Origin of the sequence: Paenibacillus mendelii (assembly GCF_024498075.1) — a bacterium.
GTDB lineage: Bacteria > Bacillota > Bacilli > Paenibacillales > Paenibacillaceae > Paenibacillus_Z > Paenibacillus_Z mendelii.
Genome location: NZ_JANHOF010000011.1, coordinates 59,297 through 83,472, shown reverse-complemented (window position 1 = coordinate 83,472; position 24,176 = coordinate 59,297). Strand labels below are relative to the sequence as shown.

General features: G+C 50.0%; 18 protein-coding genes. 13 read left to right on the top strand and 5 right to left on the bottom strand.

Features of this window, described 5'->3' with window-relative positions:
• Window positions 1–47: 47 nt before the first annotated feature.
• Window positions 48–1,274: an MFS transporter gene (locus NNL21_RS25565; RefSeq protein WP_256555472.1), complete on the bottom strand. Its 1,227-nt coding sequence runs from the start codon at window positions 1,272–1,274 to the stop codon at window positions 48–50.
• Window positions 1,275–1,509: 235 nt separating this feature from the next.
• On the opposite strand from NNL21_RS25565, the gene NNL21_RS25560 reads away from it, so the two are divergent.
• Entirely contained in the window at window positions 1,510–3,054 is a 1,545-nt protein-coding gene (locus NNL21_RS25560; RefSeq protein ID WP_204821177.1) for an FAD-dependent oxidoreductase, read from the top strand.
• 181 nt (window positions 3,055–3,235) lie between these two features.
• On the opposite strand, the gene NNL21_RS25555 is transcribed toward NNL21_RS25560, so the two are convergent.
• Both NNL21_RS25555 and NNL21_RS25550 read right to left on the bottom strand, forming a co-directional pair.
• Window positions 3,236–5,857: an alpha-amylase family protein gene (locus NNL21_RS25555; protein WP_204821176.1), complete on the bottom strand. Its 2,622-nt coding sequence runs from the start codon at window positions 5,855–5,857 to the stop codon at window positions 3,236–3,238.
• 451 nt (window positions 5,858–6,308) lie between these two features.
• Window positions 6,309–7,043, bottom strand: a complete 735-nt coding sequence (locus NNL21_RS25550; RefSeq protein WP_204821175.1) for an HAD family hydrolase — start codon at window positions 7,041–7,043, stop codon at window positions 6,309–6,311.
• A gap of 370 nt (window positions 7,044–7,413) precedes the next feature.
• Between NNL21_RS25550 and NNL21_RS25545 the strand changes: the two genes are divergently transcribed.
• The 9 genes from NNL21_RS25545 to NNL21_RS25505 all read left to right on the top strand — a co-directional run bounded on the left by NNL21_RS25545 (window position 7,414) and on the right by NNL21_RS25505 (window position 18,357).
• Window positions 7,414–8,787, top strand: a complete 1,374-nt coding sequence (locus NNL21_RS25545; protein WP_204821174.1) for an ABC transporter substrate-binding protein — start codon at window positions 7,414–7,416, stop codon at window positions 8,785–8,787.
• A 237-nt stretch (window positions 8,788–9,024) separates the two neighbouring features.
• Window positions 9,025–10,101 carry a carbohydrate ABC transporter permease gene (locus NNL21_RS25540; RefSeq protein WP_373567599.1) on the top strand — a complete coding sequence of 359 codons (1,077 nt, stop codon included), beginning with the start codon at window positions 9,025–9,027 and terminating at the stop codon, window positions 10,099–10,101.
• A 1-nt stretch (window position 10,102) separates the two neighbouring features.
• Window positions 10,103–11,191 carry a carbohydrate ABC transporter permease gene (locus NNL21_RS25535; protein WP_204821172.1) on the top strand — a complete coding sequence of 363 codons (1,089 nt, stop codon included), beginning with the start codon at window positions 10,103–10,105 and terminating at the stop codon, window positions 11,189–11,191.
• A gap of 282 nt (window positions 11,192–11,473) precedes the next feature.
• Window positions 11,474–12,748 (top strand): serine--tRNA ligase, encoded by a 1,275-nt coding sequence (gene serS / locus NNL21_RS25530; protein WP_204821171.1) that lies wholly within the window; start codon window positions 11,474–11,476, stop codon window positions 12,746–12,748.
• Window positions 12,749–13,002: 254 nt separating this feature from the next.
• Entirely contained in the window at window positions 13,003–13,965 is a 963-nt protein-coding gene (locus tag NNL21_RS25525) for an AAA family ATPase (protein WP_204821170.1), read from the top strand.
• 37 nt (window positions 13,966–14,002) lie between these two features.
• Complete coding sequence (locus tag NNL21_RS25520; protein ID WP_204821169.1) at window positions 14,003–15,094, top strand: DUF58 domain-containing protein; 1,092 nt, start codon at window positions 14,003–14,005, stop codon at window positions 15,092–15,094.
• Window positions 15,094–16,395, top strand: a complete 1,302-nt coding sequence (locus tag NNL21_RS25515; RefSeq protein WP_204821168.1) for a DUF4129 domain-containing protein — start codon at window positions 15,094–15,096, stop codon at window positions 16,393–16,395. The genes NNL21_RS25520 and NNL21_RS25515 overlap by 1 nt, the downstream gene beginning before the upstream one ends.
• Window positions 16,396–16,474: 79 nt before the next feature.
• Window positions 16,475–16,825, top strand: a complete 351-nt coding sequence (locus NNL21_RS25510; RefSeq protein ID WP_204821167.1) for a hypothetical protein — start codon at window positions 16,475–16,477, stop codon at window positions 16,823–16,825.
• 197 nt (window positions 16,826–17,022) lie between these two features.
• A complete protein-coding gene (locus tag NNL21_RS25505; RefSeq protein ID WP_204821166.1) occupies window positions 17,023–18,357 on the top strand; it encodes an SMP-30/gluconolactonase/LRE family protein in 1,335 nt (444 codons plus the stop codon).
• An 84-nt stretch (window positions 18,358–18,441) separates the two neighbouring features.
• Here the strand turns inward: NNL21_RS25505 and NNL21_RS25500 are convergent, their stop codons facing one another.
• A complete protein-coding gene (locus NNL21_RS25500) occupies window positions 18,442–19,215 on the bottom strand; it encodes an alpha/beta hydrolase (RefSeq protein ID WP_204821165.1) in 774 nt (257 codons plus the stop codon).
• Between the two features lie 389 nt (window positions 19,216–19,604).
• Here NNL21_RS25500 and NNL21_RS25495 point away from each other — a divergent pair, with 389 nt between their 5' ends.
• Both NNL21_RS25495 and NNL21_RS25490 read left to right on the top strand, forming a co-directional pair.
• The gene (locus NNL21_RS25495) at window positions 19,605–20,426 is read left to right on the top strand and encodes a phytanoyl-CoA dioxygenase family protein (protein WP_204821164.1); all 822 of its coding nucleotides are present in this window, start codon (window positions 19,605–19,607) and stop codon (window positions 20,424–20,426) included.
• Between the two features lie 115 nt (window positions 20,427–20,541).
• The gene (locus NNL21_RS25490; RefSeq protein WP_204821163.1) at window positions 20,542–21,552 is read left to right on the top strand and encodes a serine hydrolase domain-containing protein; all 1,011 of its coding nucleotides are present in this window, start codon (window positions 20,542–20,544) and stop codon (window positions 21,550–21,552) included.
• Between the two features lie 92 nt (window positions 21,553–21,644).
• Here NNL21_RS25490 and NNL21_RS25485 read toward each other — a convergent pair whose 3' ends face one another.
• Window positions 21,645–22,025, bottom strand: coding sequence for a glyoxalase superfamily protein (locus tag NNL21_RS25485; RefSeq protein WP_204821162.1), 381 nt, complete (start codon window positions 22,023–22,025; stop codon window positions 21,645–21,647).
• 235 nt (window positions 22,026–22,260) lie between these two features.
• Between NNL21_RS25485 and NNL21_RS25480 the strand changes: the two genes are divergently transcribed.
• The gene (locus NNL21_RS25480) at window positions 22,261–24,087 is read left to right on the top strand and encodes an ABC transporter ATP-binding protein (RefSeq protein WP_204821161.1); all 1,827 of its coding nucleotides are present in this window, start codon (window positions 22,261–22,263) and stop codon (window positions 24,085–24,087) included.
• Window positions 24,088–24,176: the final 89 nt, after the last annotated feature.

The window sequence follows — 24,176 nt, the reverse complement described above, 5'->3', positions numbered from 1 at the left end:
TGATAATAGCTGTTCCAACGGTGTGGTTACGAAGAGCTTGAATTGCATTACGCTGCAGTTGCGGATTTACGCTCGCCTGGTTTGATCCATACAAGGGCAATAATAGCGGTAATTGCAGCTATACCAGCGATCGTGTAGAAAAGCGCGCTCGGATTCGGACTCATCAGCAGCGATGCAACCGGAGGTCCTAACCCGACGCCGATAAACCTCATGCTGCTGTAGAGAGAAGTAACGGTCCCGCGTTCTTGCTTCTCGATCCCTTCTGTAATCAAGGCATCCATGCAGGGCAGGGCAGCACCGATTCCCGCGGCGGCTGCACTAATAATCACGAACATCATGACAAGAGACAAGGCGTGCAGCCATGCACATCCGATTGAAGCCAGCGTGAGAATAAGTAAACTAATGAAGGACAGCCATTTCATTCGTTTCTTATGTTCACCGATCCATTTGCCAGTTAGATAGGAGCTTAAACAGAGGGCGCTAAGCGGAATGGCCAGCAGTGCTCCCTTCGCGATGCCTTCGATGTGATGGCGGGTCTCCAGTCGGTCCGATAAGTAGAATAGTACAGCGAATACGGCAAACATGCATGTTCCCCCCACAAGAAAAACGGCAAACAGCCATTTTCCTTTCTCGCGGAAGACCGGCTTCATGTTGTGAAGAAATAGCTTCAAGGGCAATGGCTTATCTTCATTAGGCTCTTGTTTCGGAATATGGATGAATACGAGCAGAAGCACAACAGAGACCATGCTCAATAGCGGAATCGCATAGAAAGGCAAGTACCAGATGACCCAAGCGAGCAGGGCGCCTAATATAGGGCTAAGCACTTTTCCAAACGTATTGGCTGTTTCGACCAGTCCCAGGGCGCTGCTGACTTCCTTCTCACTTTTGAACAAATCGCCCGTAAGCGGGAACACAATAGGAGCCGCCCCGGCAGCCCCGGCACCTTGAAGGAGTCTTCCGAGCAAAATAATCCAATAGGCGTCTTGGGTCATCGATGCCGCCAAAGCAGAGACCAAACCGCCTACAGCAGCTAAGCATAAGCTGGGAATCATGATTTTCTTCCGTCCCCACCGGTCGGACAAATATCCTGCCAGCGGGATTAGAAGGATGGCGATGATGGAATAAACACTGATGATCATGCTGATCTGGAAGGAGCTCACACCCAGCTTTTTGGACAACTCAGGCAGAATAGGGATAAGCATTGAATTGCCGAGCGTCATCATTAAGGGAACGGACGAAAGCGCAATAATGGCACCGGTCTTGGCCGTCTTCAAGCGTACACCTCCTTATACGGATTTTTTCGCGCGATCGCTGTCATTCAATTAGCAGTCTAATCCATAAGATGCGCTTAAATAACGAAATTATGTGAGGTTCATAATAAAACACACCGGAATTATCGGAATAAATGATTTGGACATTTCGCACATTTATAGAGCTGAAATCGATTAAGTTGCTTACCATTGGGGGAAATTATAGCTAGAAGTCCCATATAGAAGGAGGTTATGACCCATGGCAGACACCAACCCAGGTAAGCTCCAGCTGCCTCAGATGCCGCAGTCCTACTGGCGGGAATCCGTGAAGCTCCCCTCTTATCCCAAGCTTGAGAAGGATATTGAAGTTGATGTCGTCATCATCGGCGGCGGAATAACCGGTATCTCAACGGCCTATCTGCTCTCGAAGCAAGGATTACGGATCGCCATTCTCGAAGCCGACGTCATCCTGAACGGGACAACCGGCCATACGACAGCAAAAATAACGGCACAGCACGACCTCATCTACGATGAATTCATCGGAACCCTAGGCGAGGAGAACGCCAGGCTATATTATGAGGCGAATCGGGATGCCCTTCAGTTTGTTAAACAGACCGTCAGTGAGCATCGCATCGAATGCGATTTCTCCGAAGAGGACGCCTATGTCTATGCACAGTGGGATTCCACGGCAGAGAAGGTGCATAAAGAAGCTGCCGCATATGCAAAGCTTGGTATCGATGGCGGTTTTGTCGATAAGATTCCACTTGCAGTTCCATCCGTCGGAGCGGTCATCATGCGTAATCAAGCAAAGTTCAATCCGCTGCAATACCTGACGGCACTGCTGCCGATTATTACCGCTGCAGATGGCGTCATCTATGAGCGTACGACAGCGATTGACGTCGAGGAAGGGGCAACGCCGGTTGTAATCACCCGAGAGGGCTGGCGGGTGAAGGCTGGTCAGGTTGTGGTCTGCTCCCACTTTCCGTTCATTGACCGGCATGGCTTATATTTCGCGCGACTGCATGCAGAGCGGTCTTATGTTCTGGCGGCCACAATGAAGGACAGCTACCCGGGCGGCATGTATTTAAGCGCAGACAATCCGAAACGATCAATACGATCAGTCGGCACTGCGGCAGGGGAGCAGCTCATTCTGATCGGCGGCGAAAATCATAAGACGGGTCAAGGTATTTGCACCATCGACTATTATGAGTCGCTTCTAGGATTTGCAATGCGTCAATTTAAGGTGGAATCGTTCCCGTATCGCTGGTCTGCACAGGATTTGATTACACTGGATAAGGTGCCTTACATCGGTCCGATTACATCTGGAATGCCGAATATATTCATTGCTACGGGATATGCCAAATGGGGGATGAGTAATTCGACGGCCGCGGCGATGATCATTAGCGATACGATTGCGGGACGAGATAACCCTTATCGCGAGCTGTACTCTCCACAGCGTTTCCACCCTAATCCAAGCATCAAGAACGCCATCACCCAAAACTTTGACGTCGCCAAGCAGCTCATATCCGGCAAGCTGGAGAACGTCAATAAAAAAGCAGAACAGCTGCAGCCCGGCGAAGGTGCGGTCGTGACCCTGAATGGGAAGCGTGCTGGGGCTTATCTGGATGATCAAGGAAAACTTCATCTGGTTGATACGACCTGTACCCACATGGGATGTGAGGTCGAATGGAACAATGGGGATCGGAGTTGGGATTGTCCATGTCACGGCTCGCGTTTCAACTATGAAGGAGAAGTCATGGAAGGCCCGGCCAAACAGCCGTTAACGAAGCTTAGCGGAGAGTAATGTTCATCGGAGCCCATAAGCCGTAAGGTTGATGGGCGATATGTTTCATTTCTCTAGGAGCATTCATGCATTACGATGCGTAAACTCATCGAATGGGATACTGGATTACTAAGGGTACCAATTCATCTAGAAGGCCGGCTGAACGTTCAGTCGGCCCTTCTTCCGATTGACCTAAAACGAATTAGGACCATTCAATCTCAATGGTTAAATGAATTGTACCGGGTGTCACCTGACCGGTGAGTTCAATGTAATAGGAGCACCATTCTTTCTTGGTTGCATACGTATATTTGCGAACCTCTATAAGTTCTCCATTGATCACGGCTGAGATTGTGCCTACTTTCTCCGGTTCGGTAAATGAAAGCTCAATTACAGCGTCATCGTCAAACCCGGGAGAGAATGCATTCCATTCGATAAAAGGAAGCTCAAACACCGTTTCAAATGTTTGCTTCTGTCCCCTTAAATCTATTTCCGACAACGGATTCATGAGCCATTCATCTGAACAATCCGTGTTATCCGCTTCGAGTTTATTTCCTATATAGGCATCGCCCAGTACAACATCCAGCCAGATCTCGATAGGTTCCGAGTGAGCTCTGGAGACTAACGCGCCAAGGAAGGGGCATATGGCCTGCTGCGGCAGTATAATCTCCATATTGTTCGGCTGTACAACCCAACGGTTCAGCTCGCGAGGAGCGCGGGTTCTCGGAAATGCAACATCAACCGGGACGATGTTACCGACTTGCCCATGCAACGCTGCTGAGGCTGGGAAGGTATACATGGGAACGGTCGGGATCTGCTGAGCGGACACGCTTTCTACGTTTTCCTCTTCGGGCAGCAGGAGCTTAATAGGAATAACCTCACCTTGCTGAGCTTTCAATTTCAAGCGGTACCCTTGCTGGGTCCTCACGGACTCTGACGGGAGTCCGAAGACCTTTAATCCTTCCGATTTCTCATGGGGCTTGATTTCGATGTACCGCACACTATGCGGAGGTATAGAGCAGGAGATGACATCTCCGAATTGTGCATAAGGAAGGGGCTGCTCACTCAGCGGACATTCCTGCGGATAGATCTCGAACAGGTCATAGCACGCTGCTTCTTCCAGGCCAATCGCACCATTCAAGGGAAACGTGACCGTTCCGGCAAACGGATTTTGATTGACCAAGCAAATAAATCCGCGATCCTTGTCCATATGCGAATAGGCTTCCATTGCACCAATTGAAGGAGAATCACCGACTTGTCTCGTATGCTGCCAAACATCGAAGTTTTTCCGTACGAACGCCAGCCATTTTGTCAGGAAAGCGACACAACCATCTCGTTTAGCGTAGGGGATCCGCTCAAGAAAGGTCCGCCATTCGCCGAGACAGATATTAGGCGTAACAGCCAGCCCTTGCAGGATGCTGTATTCGAAAAATAGTAAATCATGCAGCCGACTGCGCTTGGCGTAGTAATATTCACAATTCGTATAGAATCGGTAAGGTACCATGTACGTGTTGTGGAATGTAACCATCTGTTCACGCCTGGTATCGCCCATAAGCTTCAGCATGTTGAGATTCGGCGTATACTCTCGGACATGAGGATCGGTCAAATAAATGTTCGGATTATACCAGACCAGCTTCGGCATAAACTCCAGCCAATTCCCGCTGTTGGTCCATATCAAGTATTCCGGATGTATATCTGCGAGCGCAACCATGAGTTCAACAAGACCTCGAACCTGATGATAAATATCTCCCTCAGGATGATTGTGATTGGGTGCATAACAAGGCTGAATGTCCAGCATATCCAAGCAAATCATCTGCTCATCGTATTTGCGGTTATGATCGACAAGCTTCTGACGGAGAAAGTCAACATACTCTCTGCTGCCCAGACAGAACTGCCCATGGTTGCCGCTTGCATTCAACTGACGCCATTCTGGCCGTTCCAAGCGACGGTGTTCATAATTATAATGCGGGCAATACAACTCTCCAGGATGGACATAATCGCCGACCCGAACTCCCCGCTGGGCTGCATAATCCACTAAACGGTGGAGGGCATCTCCGGATTTCGTATCGTCTTCAGGCCAGTCGAATACACCTTCGAACACCTGATAGTATTCAATTCCCGCTTCGGCACATAGGTCAATCTCTCTCTCCAGCACATCCGGGTTCAGCAGGATAGTTGGATTATCGTGCATGGAATAGAAGATCCGTCCTTCACGCACATCTGTCATCCGGTTCGTTATACACGTCATCGATGTTACAGGACGGTTAAATCGGAGCGGGAACCGCTGCTCGATATAAGCACTGACGGACTCAATCTCAGCCCGGTCATAATCGCCAACCATGATCCCGGATAGCTGACAAGCTGCTACAGTGATGGTATGGCAATGGTACGTGGATTGTGTTGAAACTTCGTCCCATGGCTGATAGGTAATACCGTGTTCAGTTATTGTGCTGCTTGGGAAGTCCAACGAGAGGAAGAAGGAAACGTCGCCCTTTCGCAGAAACAGGAAGTTGTCCTGCAGTTCAGTTGCATGAACATGTCTGGAATCGTAAGCTTCCCAAGCTCCGGAGAACCAGGTTACCTTCTTGAGAAAAGTGGGTTCGAGAGCCGTTAGTTCCAGCGATAGTATGGAAAAACGGCTTTCTTCCAAGTGCCATGCCGCGGTAAGCTCTTTATCCGAATCGATATGGAATAGCGAGCCTTGCAGCACAATCGTTTCTCCGCAGGAATGCAGACGAATATCTTGAGCAGATATATCGATCGTCAGCGGTGTGAAGAGGGGAGAGTTCCAGTCAAAAAAAGCTTTATCTGTAATGTTAATGGTCAATAAAATCACCTCGTTCCATTTTGTTAACGCTATTAACCACTTGTTCTTGACGATCACTTGAATGTTGATTTGATGCGTTTATAAGTGGTCAGGGCGATTATACAAGATGGTTAAAAACGCTTACAACCGAGGAAAGAAACCATTATTATGACTTTATACACCTTAATATGCAGATGTCCTTTAATACATAATTCCTGCCGCTTTGGCAGGGCAATTCAATGTTAGAGGAGAGAGGAACATAAGGTGAAGAGGGGGCGGACCCATTTAACGTTTTCGTCTGGATCGGATATCGCTGCAGAAGCAAGCCCCTCTGAGAAAAACCATCTGCCCTGATGTTATCGAAGTTATCATATTCACGGTATTCAGCTAGCCCCACCGAAAACTGGCCAGCAAATTTGAATGACGGTTTGATTGTGAGTCGACCTTATCTGCTGCTTCGCATGCTTTTCTACTAATATGAGTCCGTATGTAGATCGTCTATAGAAATCAAATCTCTTAAAGCGGTGATCGTTCTGTAAGGAATGACCGATAAGGGAGGTTCCACGTTTCTATGATTCATCCAGATGCCTTTAATCCCAAGTTTCTGAGGCGCTGCGACTTCCCATTCCAGATTGTCTCCGATGATCCAAGCTTCTTCCTTACTGACTCCAAGCTGGTCCAACGCATGAAGATATACTCGTGGGTCCGGCTTGCCGATCCCAAATTCTTCTTCAATAATGATATGGTCAAAATATGGAGCCAGATTGAATCGCTCAATTTTACCGCGCTGCGCAGCTGAACCACCATTGGTGATCAGAGCAAGCTTGATACCTTTACTTTGCAAATAACTAAGCGTCTCAATCGCATCAGGGAAGATACGAATGGCTTGGTCGCGCATTCTTCCATAATCCAATGCAATTTGCATTGGTAAGTGTGGGACATTCAAATTCAGACTGCTGAGGGCGTCCGTTATGATGGTAGTTCTTGCCGTATCCAGGTCGAGCCGTCCTATACGATGCCTGTCTGGATCACTCCAAAACCACCTTGCCCGCTCTTTTATAGCTTCCAATATTTCCTCAATTCTAGCCGCTTCCTGGTCATGAAAATGTGTCCTGCATGCGCTCATCCAACAAGCGCTGAGATCGACTCCGTGTTCAAAGGCAATTATCGTGTCATCCATGTCGATTAGCATTGCTTTTGGGAACATAAACAACCTCCGGAAATGTGATATATCGAGTTTACCACCATTGGAAAATATTGGCGCTCCATAAGAGGCAATCTACTGTGTTGTAAGATACAAGGAATGGGTTGTTTGGATCCCGACTAACCGAAGATTATCAAAGGAATCACGAAATAGGAGCCGGTGCTGTATAAGCATCGGTTTCTTTCTCATTCGAAGAAGCCGGATTCAAATAGCAGCCGCTTCAATGGAAAGTAGTCTGGCTTCAGAAGCATAAAACATGGAATTGTTGGCATTTTAAGAAGGGATAACATGTCGACCCGGATCGGTTTGAGTACATGGAAGCGATGTAAACCAAGAACAGGGCATATCGAGAGGAATGAGGGAATTGACAGCGATGAAGAGAAACCATGCGTTAATTGCTTTAATAGTCATTATGATGTTCACAATGCTGGTTACGTCTTGCGGCGGCCAGAACAATAATCAGCCGAATAATCAAGGCGGTCAAGGAAATGAAGGCACAACGCCGACGACAGCGGGCACCTTTCTGGATAAAGCGAATAACGGCGAATATAAGGGCAAGAAAGTGACGATGTTTGGACCTTTCACGGATGCGGACGAAGTGAAATTCAATGAAAGCGTCAAAGCATTCGAGGAGAAGACGGGGATCGATATTGCTTACGAAGGCTCCAAAGAATTCGAGGCCACCATTGCTGTCCGCGTGGGCGGGGGCAATGCGCCAGACATAGCGGATTTTCCGCAGCCTGGTCTGCTTAAGGGCTTCGTCAAAGATGGCAAAGCCGTCGACGTCAAGACATTCTTGACGGACGATTATTTGAAGAAGCAATATAACGACAGCTGGCTCAAGATGGCTACCATGCCCGGTAAAACGGGTGATGTAATGGGAGGGATCTGGGCTCGCAGCAGCGTGAAGAGCTTGGTTTGGTATAACAAGAAGGCGTTCACGGAAGCGGGTTATGAAGTTCCTAATACGTGGGATGAGCTGCTGAAACTGACGGAACAGATCGCCAAGGATGGCGACCCTGCATGGAGTATCGGCATCGAGTCCGGAGCTGCGACAGGCTGGCCGGCCACAGACTGGGTGGAGGATATTATGCTGCGCACCACCACACCTGAGAATTATGACAAGTGGGTAGCAGGCGAGCTGCCATTCACGGACCCGATCGTTAAAAATGCTGTAGAAAAAATGTCTGAGATTTGGTTTAACAACGAATACGTCTATGGGGGGCGCAAATCGATTGCGACCACGCCATTCGGCGACTCCGTTAAACCGCTCTTCGACAATCCGCCCAAAGCATGGCTCCACCGCATGGGTGGTTTTATTACCAGCTTCTTCCCCGAGGGCGTAACCGCGGACGATTATGATTGGTTCCCGCTTCCGCCGATCGAGGCAAAGTATGGTCAACCTGCTCTGATCTCCGGTGACATCTATGCGATGTTCAACGATCGCCCTGAAGTACGAGCAGTCATGCAATATTTTACGACAGGCGACTCACTGAAGACTTGGATTCAATCCGGAGGCGTGACCGCGCCTATGAATGATGTCGATCTGTCCACGTACCCGAATGATCAGGAACGCCGCATGGCGGAATTTCTGAAGACTGCAACGACAATCCGTTTCGACGGTTCGGACACGATGCCAGGTTCGGTCGGCTCCGGCACGTTCTGGAAAGGAATGACGGATTACGTGAGCGGCACCGTCCAGCTCGATAAGGCGCTATCCGAAATTCAAACAGGCTGGAAGAAATAATTTGAAGTGGGGGAGCTGAAGGAAGGGGCTTGTTTGAGAGCATTCTCCTGCGGGCGTCTGTGGCTCCTCCTTCTACATAGAGAAAGTACCTGCTGCGAAGCGAGTTTTGTTTCGAAGATGATTCACAGTTGTTATGCTCAACAAGACGAAGATGATGCTTTCGAAGCGAGTTTTGTTTCGAAGATGATTCACAGTTGTTATGCTCAACAAAACTTTTAGGGGGCTTGGTTCATGGAAATGCAGACGAGTAAAAGCCGTGGAACGCGTCTGTGGCTGATAAGCATCTTGGTCCCGGTGGTGAATATCGCCATTCATTGGTTGATTTTCTTATTCCTCCGCGATTCCAGCTTGCCCCCGGTCATGAATGCCGTCGTTGCCGTCCTATGGGGGGCGCTCGGGATCTATTCCATCTATTATTCCTTCAACTGGGCGGTCGAGCAGTATCCGGACCGTTGGAAGCGCCGTATCTTACCCTATGTGTTCATTGGGCCCGCCGTCATATTGCTGGGTTGGCTGCTTGTCCTCCCGACGCTAAGAACGCTGTATTTAAGCTTTTTCAATGCGGATTCGACCCAATTCGTTGGACTCGCCAATTTTGCTGCTGTATTCACGGATCGTTTGCTCCTGACTGCACTGCGGAATAACCTTCTGTGGGTCGTTTTCGGTACGATTGCTTGCGTGGGGCTGGGACTGCTTATCGCGATTCTGGCGGATCGGAGCAGCTTCGAGAAGCTGGCGAAAGGGATCATCTTTATGCCGATGGCCATTTCATTTGTTGCCGCCGGTGTAATCTGGAAGTTTATTTATTACTATCAGCCTGAGCAGCAGCAGATCGGTCTGCTTAATGCGATCGTTGTCGCTTTCGGTGGAGAACCGCAGGCTTGGATCAGCATGGTTCAGCCATGGAACAATTTGTTCTTAATCGCGATTCTGATCTGGATGCAGACGGGATTCGCTATGGTTATTTTGTCAGCGGCGATTAAAGGGGTTCCTGAGAGCATGCTTGAAGCGGCGCGAGTGGATGGAGCGAATGAGGTGACGATATTTTTCAAAATCATGATTCCCTCAATCTCGGGAACGCTGCTGTCGGTGACGACCACGATCGTCGTGTTTACGCTCAAAATATTCGATGTGGTCATGATCATGACCGGCGGCCAGTACGATACGGAGGTTGTCGCCACACAGTTCTATAGGCAGCTCTTCATGTACCAGAATGCAGGATATGGTTCGACTCTCGCGATTGTCCTGCTCATCGCCGTCATTCCGGTCATTCTGGTGAACCTGCGGCAGTTCCGCAGGGAAGGGGGTTTCTGACATGCGTAAGACAAAGCTTCGCAAATCCAAATGGCTCGTTAATACGGTGCTTGCGATTATTTGCCTCGTCTGGTTTATCCCGACTCTTGGACTGTTGATCTCCTCGTTCCGGCCAGCGGCCGATATTCTGCAGACCGGATGGTGGAACATCTTCCCGCATCGGGAGTGGATGACGGTTGAAGACATTCAGCTTCCCAAGGATACAGATTTGCGGCAGCCGATCCAGGTCAACGGAAAGACGTTTACGGATCAGCAGCTGCGCGCTGGGGTGGATCTGGATGGTGAGCGACTCATCTGGGAGAATCGACGAGCGCGGCTCGTGAACATTCAAGAGAAAAAGTGGAGTGTGATTACCCGCTTCACGCTGCAGAACTATAAGACCGTTCTCGGCGGTAAGAGTTATCCCATCACGATGCCGGATGGAAGCGTGAAGACGGAGAGAGGGAGCGGGATGGGGCGCTCGTTCTGGAACACGGTTGCGGTCTCCGTGCCGGCGACGGTCATTCCGATTCTAATTGCTTCCTTCGCAGCTTATGCCTTCGCATGGCTTCGGTTTCCCGGAAGGCGGACATTCTTCGTCGTTATTGTCGCTCTGCTTGTTGTGCCGCTTCAAGTGGCGCTTATCCCGATCCTGAGGGACTATACGTCGCTGGGCTTGAACGGAACTTATTTCGGCATTTGGCTTGCGCATGCCGCTTTCGGATTGCCGCTGGTCACGTATTTTATGTACAACTCCATTAGCCAGCTCCCAAGGGATTTGTTTGAATCCGCATTTATGGACGGGGCGACGAATTTCACGATTTTTAGCCGGCTCATTCTGCCGCTATCCGTTCCGGCGCTGGCGTCCATTAGCATTTTTCAGTTTCTATGGGTCTGGAACGATTATCTCGTATCGCTCATCTTCTTGGGCAGTCAGCCGGAGGTGCAGGTGATGTCTATGAAAATTGCCAATCTTGTCGGCTCGCGCGGCAATGACTGGCATTTGCTGACGGCTGCGGCTTTCGTCTCGATGATTACTCCACTCGCCGTGTTCTTCGCCCTGCAAAAGTATTTTGTACGAGGGCTGCTCGGCGGTTCAGTCAAGGGTTAGGCTTGCAAAAGGTACGGGAGGTTGTTATAATAACCAGCAATAACTTGAAATCACACTATGCCGATGAAGAGAATCCAACTCGGAGGCGTTATGATCGGGACCCTGGCGCTTGTTATAGCTGCGAGATATAGGTCCTCTAAGTAGTCCGGAACCGCACCGTTATTGGCGGATCAAGAGAGTCGGCGAATGTCGGCTAATTTGGGTGGCACCGCGAGAAGCGCTCCTCGTCCCTTATGTGGATGAAGAGCGCTATTTTTATTTCTCAAGAGGAGTGATTAGCCCATGTTAGACATTCGTATGATTCGTATCCGTGCTCAAGAGGTACAAGAAGCGGCTAGACGCAAAGGACTGAATTTTGACGTCACTCATTTGCTGAAAGCCGATGAACGAAGACGGGAGCTGCTCATGCAGGTGGAAACGCTGCGTGCCAAGCGTAATAAACGCTCGGACATCATTACGCAGATGCTTCGTAAAGGACGCACCGAGGATGCAGAGAAGGAGAAGCTCGCAGCGTCGGAAGGAATGGCGCACCTCAAGCAAGTGGAAGCAGAGCTGCGAGCTGTTGATGGCGAGTTCGAAACCTTGATGTTCGATGTGCCTAATTTTATATCACCGGATACACCGATCGGCCTTAGCGATAGAGATAATGTAGAAGTTCGCCGGTACGGTGAGGTGGCTGCGTTCCCATTCGAAGCCAAAAGTCATGTCGAGCTGGGGGATTCGCTCGGCATCGTCGATTTGCAGCGGGGGGTTAAGATTGGCGGCAGCCGTCATTATGTGCTTCGGAATAATGGTCTTCTGCTGCATAGGGCTGTCCAACAGTTAGCGCTGGATCTGCTTGCAGCGAAAGGATATGACCTGCTTGATGTACCGATATTGGTGAAAGAGGAGACACTCCATGCCACAGGCTTCTTTCCGTCGAACCGCGATCAGACGTTTGCCGTTAACGGCGGCGAACGATGGTTAGCCGGTACGGCAGAGGTGCCTCTCGTCTCGCTGTATAGTGGTGAAATTGTGGATGTAACCGAACCCCTGCTGCTTGGAGCGGTATCGCCCTGTTTCCGCAGCGAAGTTGGGTCTGCTGGACGGGATGTGCATGGCTTATACCGTGTACACCAATTCTCGAAGGTGGAGCAGGTCGTCATTTGCCGGGCTGACGAGGAACTATCGGAGCAGTTGCTGCAGAACATGGTGAAGCATTCCGAGGAGCTTCTCCAATTACTCGAGCTCCCGTATCGTGTCGTTGCGGTTTGCTCGGGGGATATGTCACAGAAGAACTATAAGCAGTATGATATCGAAACATGGATGCCGAGCAGAGCGGATTACGGCGAGACGCATTCGGCCTCGAATGTTCTCGACTTTCAGGCAAGACGTTCGCGGATCCGATACCGGGATGAGGAAGGTCAGCTGCAGTTCGTTCATACCCTGAATAATACGATGGTTGCCAGCCCCCGCATTCTGATCCCGCTGCTTGAAAATCATCAGCAGGAGGATGGCTCGGTCTACATTCCGGCAGCGCTGCGTCCATATATGAGAGGAATGGATCTCTTGAGCTGACGCTGATGTCAGGGATTAAATGCCTCGCAGAACCGATGTAACGCCCTTTTTGGGTGTATCGGTATGTGGTTGCACCCTTCATGAAAGCCGCATCGCACGCTGGGAGTTTCGTACAGTGCAAGAGCTATGTAACGCAACAAACGGCTCATTTTACTCATTCAGGGATGAAAATATAGCGGTAGTCCGGTTCAACAGGTATACTGGTGGAAACGCAGTTCCATTATTTGAAAGCATAAGAGAGGAGCTTTACTGCAATGAACCTGGAATCGATACATCGAATTGCTGACCGTATACGCTCTAACGTTAGTGAAGTCATCGTCGGCAAAGAAGATATCGTCGACAAATTACTGATTGCCATCATAGCATCCGGACACGTGCTGCTTGAAGATGTTCCCGGCACCGGCAAGACGCTTCTTGCGAAAGCGCTTGCGAAGTCGCTGGACGGCTCGTTCAAGCGAATTCAGTTCACACCGGATCTGCTCCCATCTGATCTAAGCGGCATTCATTTCTATAACCAGAAACTGTCGGAGTTTGAATTCCGTCCTGGCCCGTTATTTGCCAATATCGTGTTGGCCGATGAAATTAATCGCGCTACGCCAAGAACGCAATCGAGCCTGCTGGAATGCATGGAGGAACGTCAAGTTAGTATTGATGGTACGACACATGTATTAGAGCGGCCATTCTTAGTCATCGCGACTCAGAATCCGGTGGAGCAGCAAGGAACATTCCCGCTGCCTGAAGCTCAGCTGGACCGATTCTTATTCAAAGTAAAGATGGGGTACCCGTCCGTTGATGAGGGACTTTCTATCATGAAACGATTCATGTCCGAAAATCCGCTAGAGCTGTTGAAGCCGGTTGTGAACGCGGCAGATATTGTGGAAGCTCAGCGTGTCTATCCTACCGTGCTCGTTAGTGATGATCTGCTCCACTATATGCTGTCCATCGTCGAAGGCACTCGAGTACATCCGGATGCGGTCCTTGGGGTGAGCCCGCGCGGCAGTCAAGCGCTGCTGAAGGCTTGCCAGGTGCATGCTGCGTTGAGGGGGCGGGATTTCGTTACACCCGATGATGTAAAAACCATGGCCGTTCCTGTACTGGCACATCGAATCGCGGTGAGAAGCTCGCAGCGGATGCGTGCAGATGCTGCAGAAACGATTGTCATGTCGGTCCTTAATCAAATTCCAGTACCTGCGGATGCACCGCTTACGGCAAGATGATTATCGTCAACATCGTTGCGAAGCGGAGGCGAATCTAGTGGGCATACATTGGTTTATTCTAAGCGCGCTCGTCGTGATGTTCGCACAGCGCTGGGTCTTTAAACGCTTCGGGATCAAGAGGCTCACGTATAAGCGGACGTTCGGAACCGCGCGCTGCTTCGAAGGCGATCGGATCGAGATGATTGAGAAGGTAACGAACCGAGGCTTGCTTCCGGTTCCATGGCTGCGTGTGGAATCACAGCTTCACACGGGTCTGAAGTTTGAAAGCGAGTTTAATTTCGACGTCAGCTCCGGTCAATTCTATCAGAACCACAAAAGCCTGTTTAGTCTGATGGGTTACAAGCAATTAACGCGCCGGCATGCTGTGCTATGCAATCAGCGCGGCTGTTATCGGCTTACCTCGGCATCGCTTACGTACGGTGATTTATTCGGATTTTACCGGGCCTGGGTGAATGTGCCGCTTAGTGAAGAGCTTATCGTCTATCCCAAGCCGCTTGACCGTGCGGATATCCAGCTTCCCTCACACAGCTGGCAGGGTGATATTTCCGTGCGCCGCTGGATCGTGGAGGATCCGTTCTTCGTGACTGGGGTTCGCGACTATCGACCTGGCGATCCGCTGAAAGGCATTAATTGGAGTGCGACGGCACGTGCTGGACAGATTCAGGTTCACCGCAGGGATTTTACGGCCGATTACCGGCTCATGGTTGTATTGAATGTCGAAGATCATACAGACATGTGGGATACCGTTAACGATACCGAGCTGATTGAGCAAGGCATTAGGTGCGCAGCGGGCTACATTCAATATGCGACAGAGCAAGGGCTAGAGAGCGGGTTTGCGTCGAATGGGCATGAGCTGGATATTCCGGGAAAACCGATGATTGAAGAGATGGGAAGCGGACATGAGCATCTAATGGCGATTCTGGAGCAGATGGCCAAGCTGGTCATTGTAAGGGCTATGCCGTTCGATGCCCTCCTCGCCTATATCGGCACGACCCTGGATGCGCGATGTGATTTGGTTATCGTGTCGGCTTTCATGAATGATAAAATAACAGCCGAGGTGGAACGGCTCCGGCATGGCGGTCATGGCATTCATTGGGTGCCCATTGGCCGGTCAGAGGAGGCGGCGTAATGAAGCATTTGATCGCAGGCCTTCGGGTTGCCCAACAAGGCCTGATTGAGCTCCTGCTGTATTTTCCGATTATACTCGTCCTGACGGGATACGTTCTGGAAGGACCGATCCAATGGATATGGCTGATCGGTCTGCCGCTGGGATATCCAATCGGTTATTTCATCAACCTTCCTTTATCGTTCCGGCATCCTTTTCCGGTCATTCTCCTGGCTGTGATTGGGGGCTTATTGTACGGGTATGGATTTGGATTATTCGATTTGTCCCGGATAGGTATTATGGCGTTTCTCGCAGCAGCCTTCGGAATGTTTCGCGGCGGGACGATGCTCTCGTTGTCGTGGCATGAACGTATTGGTATTAGCCGTTATGCGTATAGCTTGTTATTCTATTTTCTGGTTTCGGCCATATTTTTGCGGTTTGAACGATTCGAGGATTATTCATGGCTGCTGCTTGCAGGCGGCGCCGCTTCACTCCTTCTCTTCTTATTCTTATCGAATCGCCATATGGTGGGGGAAGAGACACTGTCCGGCGATCAGGAACCCAAGGTTGAAGCAACGGTAAAGCGTCACAACAGAGTGATGGTTATCCTCATCGTAGGCTTAACGGTTTTTCTGGTGCTTGCCATTCAACTGCAAGCCTTGTTCAGCTCACTCGGTGGCGCAATAGTCGCCCTGCTTAATAAGCTGCTAAGTGGAGAGAGCAGGGAGGAATTGCCGGCAGAAATGCCCCCGAATGAGCCTGCGCCGCCACCGCAATTGCCCAAAGGGGGAGAGCCCTCGCCGATTTGGGATATACTCACATACGTCTTGCTTACTGTAGTAGCCGTCTTGCTATTATGGGTAATCCTGCGAATCATGAAGCATGTCCCGGGATGGCTAAGGCTGCTCAGAGAGAGACTCGCGCGATTATTCGGACGAGAACGGGTTATCCGTTCGCAGGGCTATGTAGATGAGGTGGAGAGCATATGGAAGCCAGGTCGATTCGCAGCATGGTTCCGGGGATCCTCACGTGAGTCACGGTTGAAGTGGAAGGATCTCCCCGACAACGAATCCAGGATTCGTTACTTATACCGGCAGTGGCTCGGTCAACGCGTGAAAGCAGGCTATGCGTATAAACCTCACCTGACTCCGGTTGAGACCGGGTCAGAGCTGAGCGAGCAGTTAAGCTCCCAAGAGAATGAAATGGCAGAGCTTCTTGTCAATCATTATGGATCGGTCCGATATGGCAAGAAGGCAATAAGCGATGCTGAGCTGGAACGTCTGCAGGCAGCCACGACGCCGAAGCATAAAAACAAGCGAAAATAATCCGTTGAACCTCACCCTACATAAAGTTTCAACCAATGGTGCATATTAGCACTATTCCTATTGTTACAGGAGGGTTCCGATGGAAAATCAAAATCAAGGACAAACAATCAATAGCCAGCAGATGTCTTATCAGCAGTTCCAAGAGCAAGTGCAGCAGCAGCAAGCGCAGGAGCGGATTCAGGCTCAGCAAGCCTTGCGCAACGCAGGTCTGGATCAACGCTCGCAGAAGGTCAATCAAGTCGTGATCGAAATACAGAACATTCAGCATGAGCTACAGCTTGCGGAGAATCAGATCCAAATGCAGATGGATGCCCAAAAAAGACAGATTCAAAACATCCTTCAGCGACTTCAGCAAGCCGAGCAGCAGGTCAAGAGTACGATCAGCGCGATATCCGCTGAACCCGCTCAATCAAGCATCCCGATTCAATAAGTACAGAGCTACCACTCCAATCAACGCCTCTACAGCAGCTGCTCGCCAATTTCGAGCACTGCCGATAGAGGCGTTGTTCGGTATGAGGAGAGATAGTTGACGCGTATGCATTTCTCCCGGTGGAAACGCCGGGTTCTCTCGTAACCTTCCAACATAGAATAGGGAAGGAGAAAAGAAAGAGTAGAGGGGGCGAGGGCATGCCGGTACTGGACTCCGGACTTCTATTCAATCGGAAAGCGCGGCGGACCGCGAAGCTATCTGTCTCTGTTATGAATATGGGGTGGCAGCAAGCGAAAGCAGGCATCGAGATTTATACGTTGAAGCGGAAAACAGCCGAATCTGATGATGAGTATGGGAGCTTGGTCACGAAAGCGTTCAAGGTCGTTCAGCTGCAGCGGGTAGGCTGGGAACAATCCGTCTTCGTCTATGAGGTGGATGCGAAAGAATTGGATCGATTCGGAGTTCGTGTCGTGACGAACGGACTAGGCTCAGGCGACGTCGTTGCCACGGTTACGGAATATGACGATACGGACGATCCCGCAGACCAGCATGTGCTGCGGATGATGCCTGTTCGCCATGATGAGCTGCAGCTGGCTTATGTTGCGAATCACACGCAGCATACCGTTACCGTCATCCAAACTTCGACACATTCCCGTCTCACGACGGTAAAGCTGCCCTCAGGCTCCAGACCGCGTGTATTGGCCGTTTCGCCAGACGGCTCTAGCATCTATGTGACCTGTCAGGGCGATAAGTCGTTGAAGGTAATCTCGGCGGTTTCACACCGCGTTACAGCGGATATCCGTTTTCCGCCCAGCTGCGTGCCTTTTGCCCTCGCTCTGTCAAGCAATGGGAAGAAAGTGTATGTGACGACGCTTCTGGATGATTCGATTCATGTTATCGACACGGGGACGAATGCCATCATTCAAGCGATTCCCTTGCCCGTATCCAGCGATCCATCAGCGGTGGCCCTGTCTCCGGACGGACATGATCTCTACATTTGCATGACGAATACCGGAAAAATCGCTGTCATGGACACAACGACGGACATGATCACATCAATGATTGGGCTTCCGAGCGGGAGCCAGCCTTCATCTCTTGCTTTCTCACCTGATGGAGATGACGTCTATATTACAGATCTCCACTATAATCGGATTCTTGTCGTATCGGCATCAGAGCATACTGTGCGATCAATCATTTCATTGGAGTACGGCAGTAAACCGCAAGGCATTGCCGTTTCGCCGGATGGTGCGCTGGCATACATCGTGAATCGGGACAGCAACGCCATCGGAGTCATTAACACGGCGAAAAATGAAGTGCTGACGACGATCGATCTGCCCGAAGGAAGTATGGCCAGCAGTCTGGCCTTCACCACCGACGGCATGAAGCTGTATGTGTCTATGCTTGCCGTCGGGTATGTTGCGGTTATCGACGTTCAAAGTCAGCAGCCGATTGCGATATTGCCCGTAGGCAGCTTCCCATCGTCTGTTGTGATATCACCGCTATTACTACTCTCTACAGGTGTGGAAGCATAGGCTCCTGTCCATATTTTCATCGGTTCAAACCAATACGCCATAGGAAAGAGGCCGCGATCGCTCGCGGCCTCTTTCCTATGGCGATTATTCAGTTCGCAGGGGAAGCCATTCCAGCACACGCTGGATCTTAGCATCCCAGTAGCCCCAATCATGATTGCCGGGTTCCTCTTCGTACGTTAAAGGCAGATTGAGCTGCCGGGCATGATCACGGAAGTTGAGATTCACATCGTATAGAAAATCTTCTGTCCCGCAGCATTGGTACAGCTGGGGAGCCTGCTTGCCGCTTGCCGCCAAATCGGAAGCAAGCCGGAACATATCATTCGCGCTGTCTACGGCTTCATCCAGACTGCCGAATACTTTTGCAAAGTCGGCGGGAAACCGTTCCGACAAGCTGGCGATATCTAACGAACCCGACAAGCTGGCAGCCGCTTGATAACGATCAGGATGGCTTAAGGCAAGCTTGAAGGCGCCATAGCCACCCATCGAGAGTCCGGCGACGAAGTTATCCTCCCTGCGATCGGATAGAGGGAAGAAGGATCTGGCAATCGAGGGCAGCTCTTCGCTGATGAATGTCCAGTAATCGTATCCGCTCTTCATATTCGTGTAGAAGCTCCTATGTACAACCGGCATGACAACAGCTATTCCAAGAGAAGCTACATAGCGTTCGATAGATGTGCGGCGCAGCCATATGGTATGGTCGTCGGACAACCCATGGAGAAGGTACAGCGTAGGGTGTTTCCGTTGGAGAGCCTTCGACTCCATACCGATCTGCGAATACGATTGTTGAGGGAGTATGACCGTCATGGAAGTCGACAAGCCGAGGGAATCCGAATAAAAATCACAATTAATCAATGCCATTAAATATTACCTCCATTAAATAAAGAAAAATGGTTTGCTTACATCAACATGAGACATAACAAACATTCGCCTCGTATGCACAAATTCCTGCTTGTTCATGAAATGGGCGGACTGCCGCTTTTCGCATCCACATTTTTTTCGTAATAACGATTATAGATTGGAGGGATATGTAAGTTAACGCAGAATAAGCATATTTACATAGTCCTTATTAGGGATGTTGTCATTCAAACCATGAGTCTGCAGGGTCAACCTCAGATCAATTCAAATCTAAAAGGGGGCGTGCCAAGTTCTTGATCCAACCAGCCGCACCATCATTGATTAGGAAGCATTCTTCATTGTGAGCAGAACAAGATGCTAAAGCATAGAACGATGAATAAGGAGATGTAAATATGAGCTTGACTGCCGGCCAAATTGATTTCTTTGAAACCTTCGGATTTATTAAATTACCTCAGCTGCTTAGTGACAGTATCGATTGGATCACCGATGAATTTACGCAGACCTTCCCGGGGAAGACGGATATTGCACCGCATGATGGAACGAAACGAACGTGCATTGTTCCATTCATCGATCAACGGGCACGAATGAATACGCTGCTGGATGATCCGAGAATCGAAGGTATTGGGGCCTCCCTGTTAGGCGATGACTTTAACTACATGGGCAGCGACGGGAATTATTATACAGGCGAGACGGGCTGGCATCGCGATGGGTATCATCACAAGTATAAACATATCAAAATCGCGTTCTACCTGGATAAGCTGGATGGAGCTTCGGGGGCGCTGCGCGTCATTCCGGGAAGTCATCGGCTCGATGATCAATTCGGTAAGGATTTGACCGATAAAATGCGCAAAAGCAGTGAATTGTGGGACATCAAAGGCAGCGAGGTGCCGTCGGTTACCTTGGACGTGGTGCCGGGTGATATCCTGGTATTCGATCACAATACCTTCCATGCTTCGTTTAATGGCGGACCGAATCGGAGAATGTTCACCATGAATTTATGCCAGCGCTATCTGGAAGAGGATCTTCAGGAGCTGCGCGATTATATTGCCGGCCATGCCCGATTCTGGATCGATCGGAACTATTCCGAAACGATGATGAATACAGCGTCACCCCGCAGGATGGTTCATCTGGAGCAGGTGATGGCTAACGACGGTCATCTGGCCGGGTTAACGGCTGAATTGAAGAAGACGATGTCCGAACCGGCTCGCGGTTAATAAGTATAGATTGGCAGAAGGAGGAACCGCGCAGCGAGCGGTTCCTCCTTCTGCCTGGATGCCCCGGTTAGATATGGTTAATGATATACTAAGATGAGAGGAGGCGTACGGACGTATGACACGAACGAGTGTGGACCTGTATTGGCAAGGGAAGAAAGATGAATCAGCAACCACAGACAAGCTTGCTCTAGATAGGAGAAGGCTCGAGGAGCGAATCTCCGAATACCAAGAATGGAAAATTAGAGATATTGTCCTTATCCAGCAAGGCGCGCCTGCATGGGAATGGCATGATGGGCAGGATGATCGTGTAGGGGCTGTCTACTCGTGCACGAAAAGCATATTATCCGCGCTGATTGGCATTGCGTTGAAACGGGGAGAAATCGACGATTTGGAACAGCCGATTTCCGACTACTTCAAACAAATACATAAAGATAAGGATCCCCGGAAGAAAGCGATCCGCATCAAGCATCTGCTAACGATGACCCCCGGATTTGATTGGCCGGACTTCGATAAACCCTATTGGGCGATGAAACGGGCTGAGGATGGAGTGCAATTCGTTCTTGACCGGCCTATGGCACATGATCCGGGAGAATCATTCACCTATAATTCCGGCGGCTCTTACTTACTTTCGGCCATCCTTAATCAGGCAACCGGAGTTTCGGTCTACGATTATGCAAGCGAGCATCTGTTTCGGAAGCTTGAATTCCGCAAACCCCGTTGGAATAGCTTAGCAGGCATTCATGAAGGCGGAGCCGGCCTGCATCTTGCTTCCCGAGATATGGCGAAGTTCGGTTTGCTGTACCTGCAGGGCGGAAGATGGAACGCTGAGCAGATCGTGCCCGAAGCATGGGTAAGAGACTCAACCGTCATGCACCACAAAGGCTATCTTCACTATGAACCGCCGATCTTTGGAGAATACGGTTACCATTGGTGGATTTCCTCTAAGGAGCATAACGGAGTTGTCGACCTCTATTTCTCCAAAGGATATGGGGGACAATATATCTTTGTTATTCCAGCCTATGAGCTTGTTGCTGCGATCCGCAAGGAACCGACAGGGAAGAGTGAAGCTATATACGCCAAGCGGCTGCTGTTCGAGGACATTATTCCTGCACTGCGAATGAGATGAGTGCGGATGACGTATAAATAGACATGCACTTAAATTTAATATCATTAACTATACATGACATTAATAACAAGACTTTGGCGATCCATCCGATCTTATTCGCTCGCTTCATAGAATACAAGCCTGTTTCCAAAAGGATCAACAACTTGTACTTCAAGCGAATTCCAGGGCGTTTGTTCCAAGCCGGGTCTTGCGAATTTATAGGTCTTGGCAAGCAGGGAGGAATGAAAAGCCCGCACATTATTCGCCTGGATGCGAACCGCACCGCCTGGGCAGCAATCTCCGTGATGTTCCGACAAATGCAGCACACAAGCACCGCTTGACACCTGCATGTATAAAGGAAATCCTTCCTCGAATCTGTGCTCCCAATCGACAGCAAAGCCCAGAAATTCGATATAAAACTCCAAGGCCTTGTTTACGTCGAATATTCGCAGAATAGGTGTGACAGCAGCCAGCTTCAGGTCTTCATTTCCCAATATTAACGCCGCCTTCCCAGTTTTTGACCTCATCATGACATGACAGCTGAAGCATGTCAATTCAGAACTTTAGTCATACATACGACCGATGTTACGATCATTGTGTTCAATGCCCGTTCATGAACTGTTTATATTCCGTTTATCTAATGCGTGTATCATAATCTTACAGCATGTTCATAACTCGAAATAAATGCGTTGAGCTTCATGCCGCAAGCAGGCAGAAAGGACTGGACTTATGGAGCATACATCTCAAGCCCTACCCGAGCAAAAGGAGCGGCCATCTACCGGAAACTGGCGGCTATTCATTCGTATGATTCGTCAAACCAAGCCTTCGATCCCGATTCTGACCATCGCGATCATCATGAGCGTGGCATCCACCCTAATCGGACTCGTCATCCCGCTATTTACGAAAAACCTGGTGGATGGCTTTAGTCTTAGCAGTCTGAGCTTCAGTCAAATCGCCGGTATCGCAATTATCTTCATCGTTCAGACTGTCGCGAGCGGGCTGTCCATCTATTTACTGAACCGAATCGGTCAGCAGATTGTTGCTGCACTGCGGGATCGGCTGTGGCGCAAGCTGCTTGTATTGCCTGTTACTTATTATGATAATAATCGGACAGGCGAAACTATCAGCCGGATGACCAATGATACAGGAGTCGTGAAGTCGCTCATTGCCGAGCATATGACCAGCTTCTTCACGGGTATCCTGTCTGTGATTGGATCTGTCGCGGTTCTGTTATACTTGGATTGGAAGATGACGGCTGTTATGCTTGGTGTTATTCCGCTTGCTGCACTCTTCCTTGTTCCGCTGGGCCGGCAGATGTTCAAGATTTCCAAGGGATTGCAGGATGAGACCGCTTCTTTTACAACGCTGCTTACCCAGGTCTTATCCGAAATCCGCCTTGTGAAATCCTCCAATGCCGAGAGCAGAGAGTATACGAACGGTAAGACAGGTATTATGAATCTATTCCGCTTTGGATTAAAGGAAGCGAAGGTGCAAGCGATTATTGCGCCGCTCATGTTTCTCGTCATGATGATGCTGCTGGTTGTAATTGTCGGATATGGCGGCATGCGGGTATCATCCGGAGCATTGACTGCTGGCGAGCTGGTCGCATTTATTCTATACTTGATCCAGATCGTAATGCCCATGAGCCAAATTACGACATTCTTCACCCAATTTCAAAAAGCGATCGGCGCAACGGAACGAATCATCGACATGCTCGATGCCGACGAAGAGGATCACCATTCGGGGAAATCCGTCGAACGGTCGAACCTGCCCATTGTCGTCGAACACTTGGGCTTTGCCTACAAGAATGGCGAACCGATTCTCCGTGATGTGAGCTTCAGAGTCGAACCGGGAACGGTGACGGCGATCGTAGGACCAAGCGGAGGCGGCAAGACAACCTTGTTCTCGCTATTAGAACGCTATTATATACCGACAGACGGGACGATCCAGCTGGGCGAGACGGCAATTGAAACCTTCTCCCTGCAATCATGGCGAAGCCAGTTCGGTTATGTCTCGCAGGAAAGTCCGCTTATTGCGGGATCGATCCGGTATAACATCTGTTACGGAGTGGATGGGGATGTTACCGATGAGGAGTTGGAGCATGCGGCTGCAATGGCCTATGTGGATACCTTCATACGCGAGCTGCCGGAAGGGTACGACACGGAAGTCGGGGAGCGCGGTATTAAGCTATCCGGCGGACAGCGTCAGCGAATCGCGATTGCCAGAGCGCTGCTGCGTGATCCGAAGATCCTCATGCTGGACGAAGCGACATCCAGTCTGGACAGTAAATCGGAGGTCGTGGTCCAAGAAGCGCTGAAGAACTTAATGAACGGCCGGACGACGCTCGTTATTGCCCATCGGTTATCGACTGTCGTAGATGCAGACCAGATCCTGTTCATCGAGAAGGGAACCATCACCGGCAGCGGCACGCATCAAGAATTACTCGCCAAGCACAAGCTGTACCGGGAATTTGCGACTCAGCAGCTGCAGCTCAATGAATATGGAACCGTCGATTCTATAACGGCCGAACTGCTGGACGCCTCCAGAACCCGCTAATATCAACTCCCCTGGATCAGATCCGGGGGAGCTATTACTTGTCATGAAACTCTTTGGCGCGAACACTCGTCTTACAAGAGGACATGCAT

Excerpts from the sequence above, each read along its gene's own strand:
- NNL21_RS25515 (WP_204821168.1), top strand. The coding sequence starts at position 15,094 with ATGAAGCATTTGATCGCAGGCCTTCGGGTTGCCCAACAAGGCCTGATT.
- NNL21_RS25500 (WP_204821165.1), bottom strand. The coding sequence starts at position 19,215 with ATGGCATTGATTAATTGTGATTTTTATTCGGATTCCCTCGGCTTGTCG.
- serS (WP_204821171.1), top strand. The coding sequence starts at position 11,474 with ATGTTAGACATTCGTATGATTCGTATCCGTGCTCAAGAGGTACAAGAA.
- NNL21_RS25495 (WP_204821164.1), top strand. The coding sequence starts at position 19,605 with ATGAGCTTGACTGCCGGCCAAATTGATTTCTTTGAAACCTTCGGATTT.
- NNL21_RS25480 (WP_204821161.1), top strand. The coding sequence starts at position 22,261 with ATGGAGCATACATCTCAAGCCCTACCCGAGCAAAAGGAGCGGCCATCT.
- NNL21_RS25540 (WP_373567599.1), top strand. The coding sequence starts at position 9,025 with ATGCAGACGAGTAAAAGCCGTGGAACGCGTCTGTGGCTGATAAGCATC.
- NNL21_RS25510 (WP_204821167.1), top strand. The coding sequence starts at position 16,475 with ATGGAAAATCAAAATCAAGGACAAACAATCAATAGCCAGCAGATGTCT.
- NNL21_RS25490 (WP_204821163.1), top strand. The coding sequence starts at position 20,542 with ATGACACGAACGAGTGTGGACCTGTATTGGCAAGGGAAGAAAGATGAA.
- NNL21_RS25525 (WP_204821170.1), top strand. The coding sequence starts at position 13,003 with ATGAACCTGGAATCGATACATCGAATTGCTGACCGTATACGCTCTAAC.
- NNL21_RS25505 (WP_204821166.1), top strand. The coding sequence starts at position 17,023 with ATGCCGGTACTGGACTCCGGACTTCTATTCAATCGGAAAGCGCGGCGG.
- NNL21_RS25560 (WP_204821177.1), top strand. The coding sequence starts at position 1,510 with ATGGCAGACACCAACCCAGGTAAGCTCCAGCTGCCTCAGATGCCGCAG.
- NNL21_RS25545 (WP_204821174.1), top strand. The coding sequence starts at position 7,414 with ATGAAGAGAAACCATGCGTTAATTGCTTTAATAGTCATTATGATGTTC.
- NNL21_RS25535 (WP_204821172.1), top strand. The coding sequence starts at position 10,103 with ATGCGTAAGACAAAGCTTCGCAAATCCAAATGGCTCGTTAATACGGTG.
- NNL21_RS25550 (WP_204821175.1), bottom strand. The coding sequence starts at position 7,043 with ATGTTCCCAAAAGCAATGCTAATCGACATGGATGACACGATAATTGCC.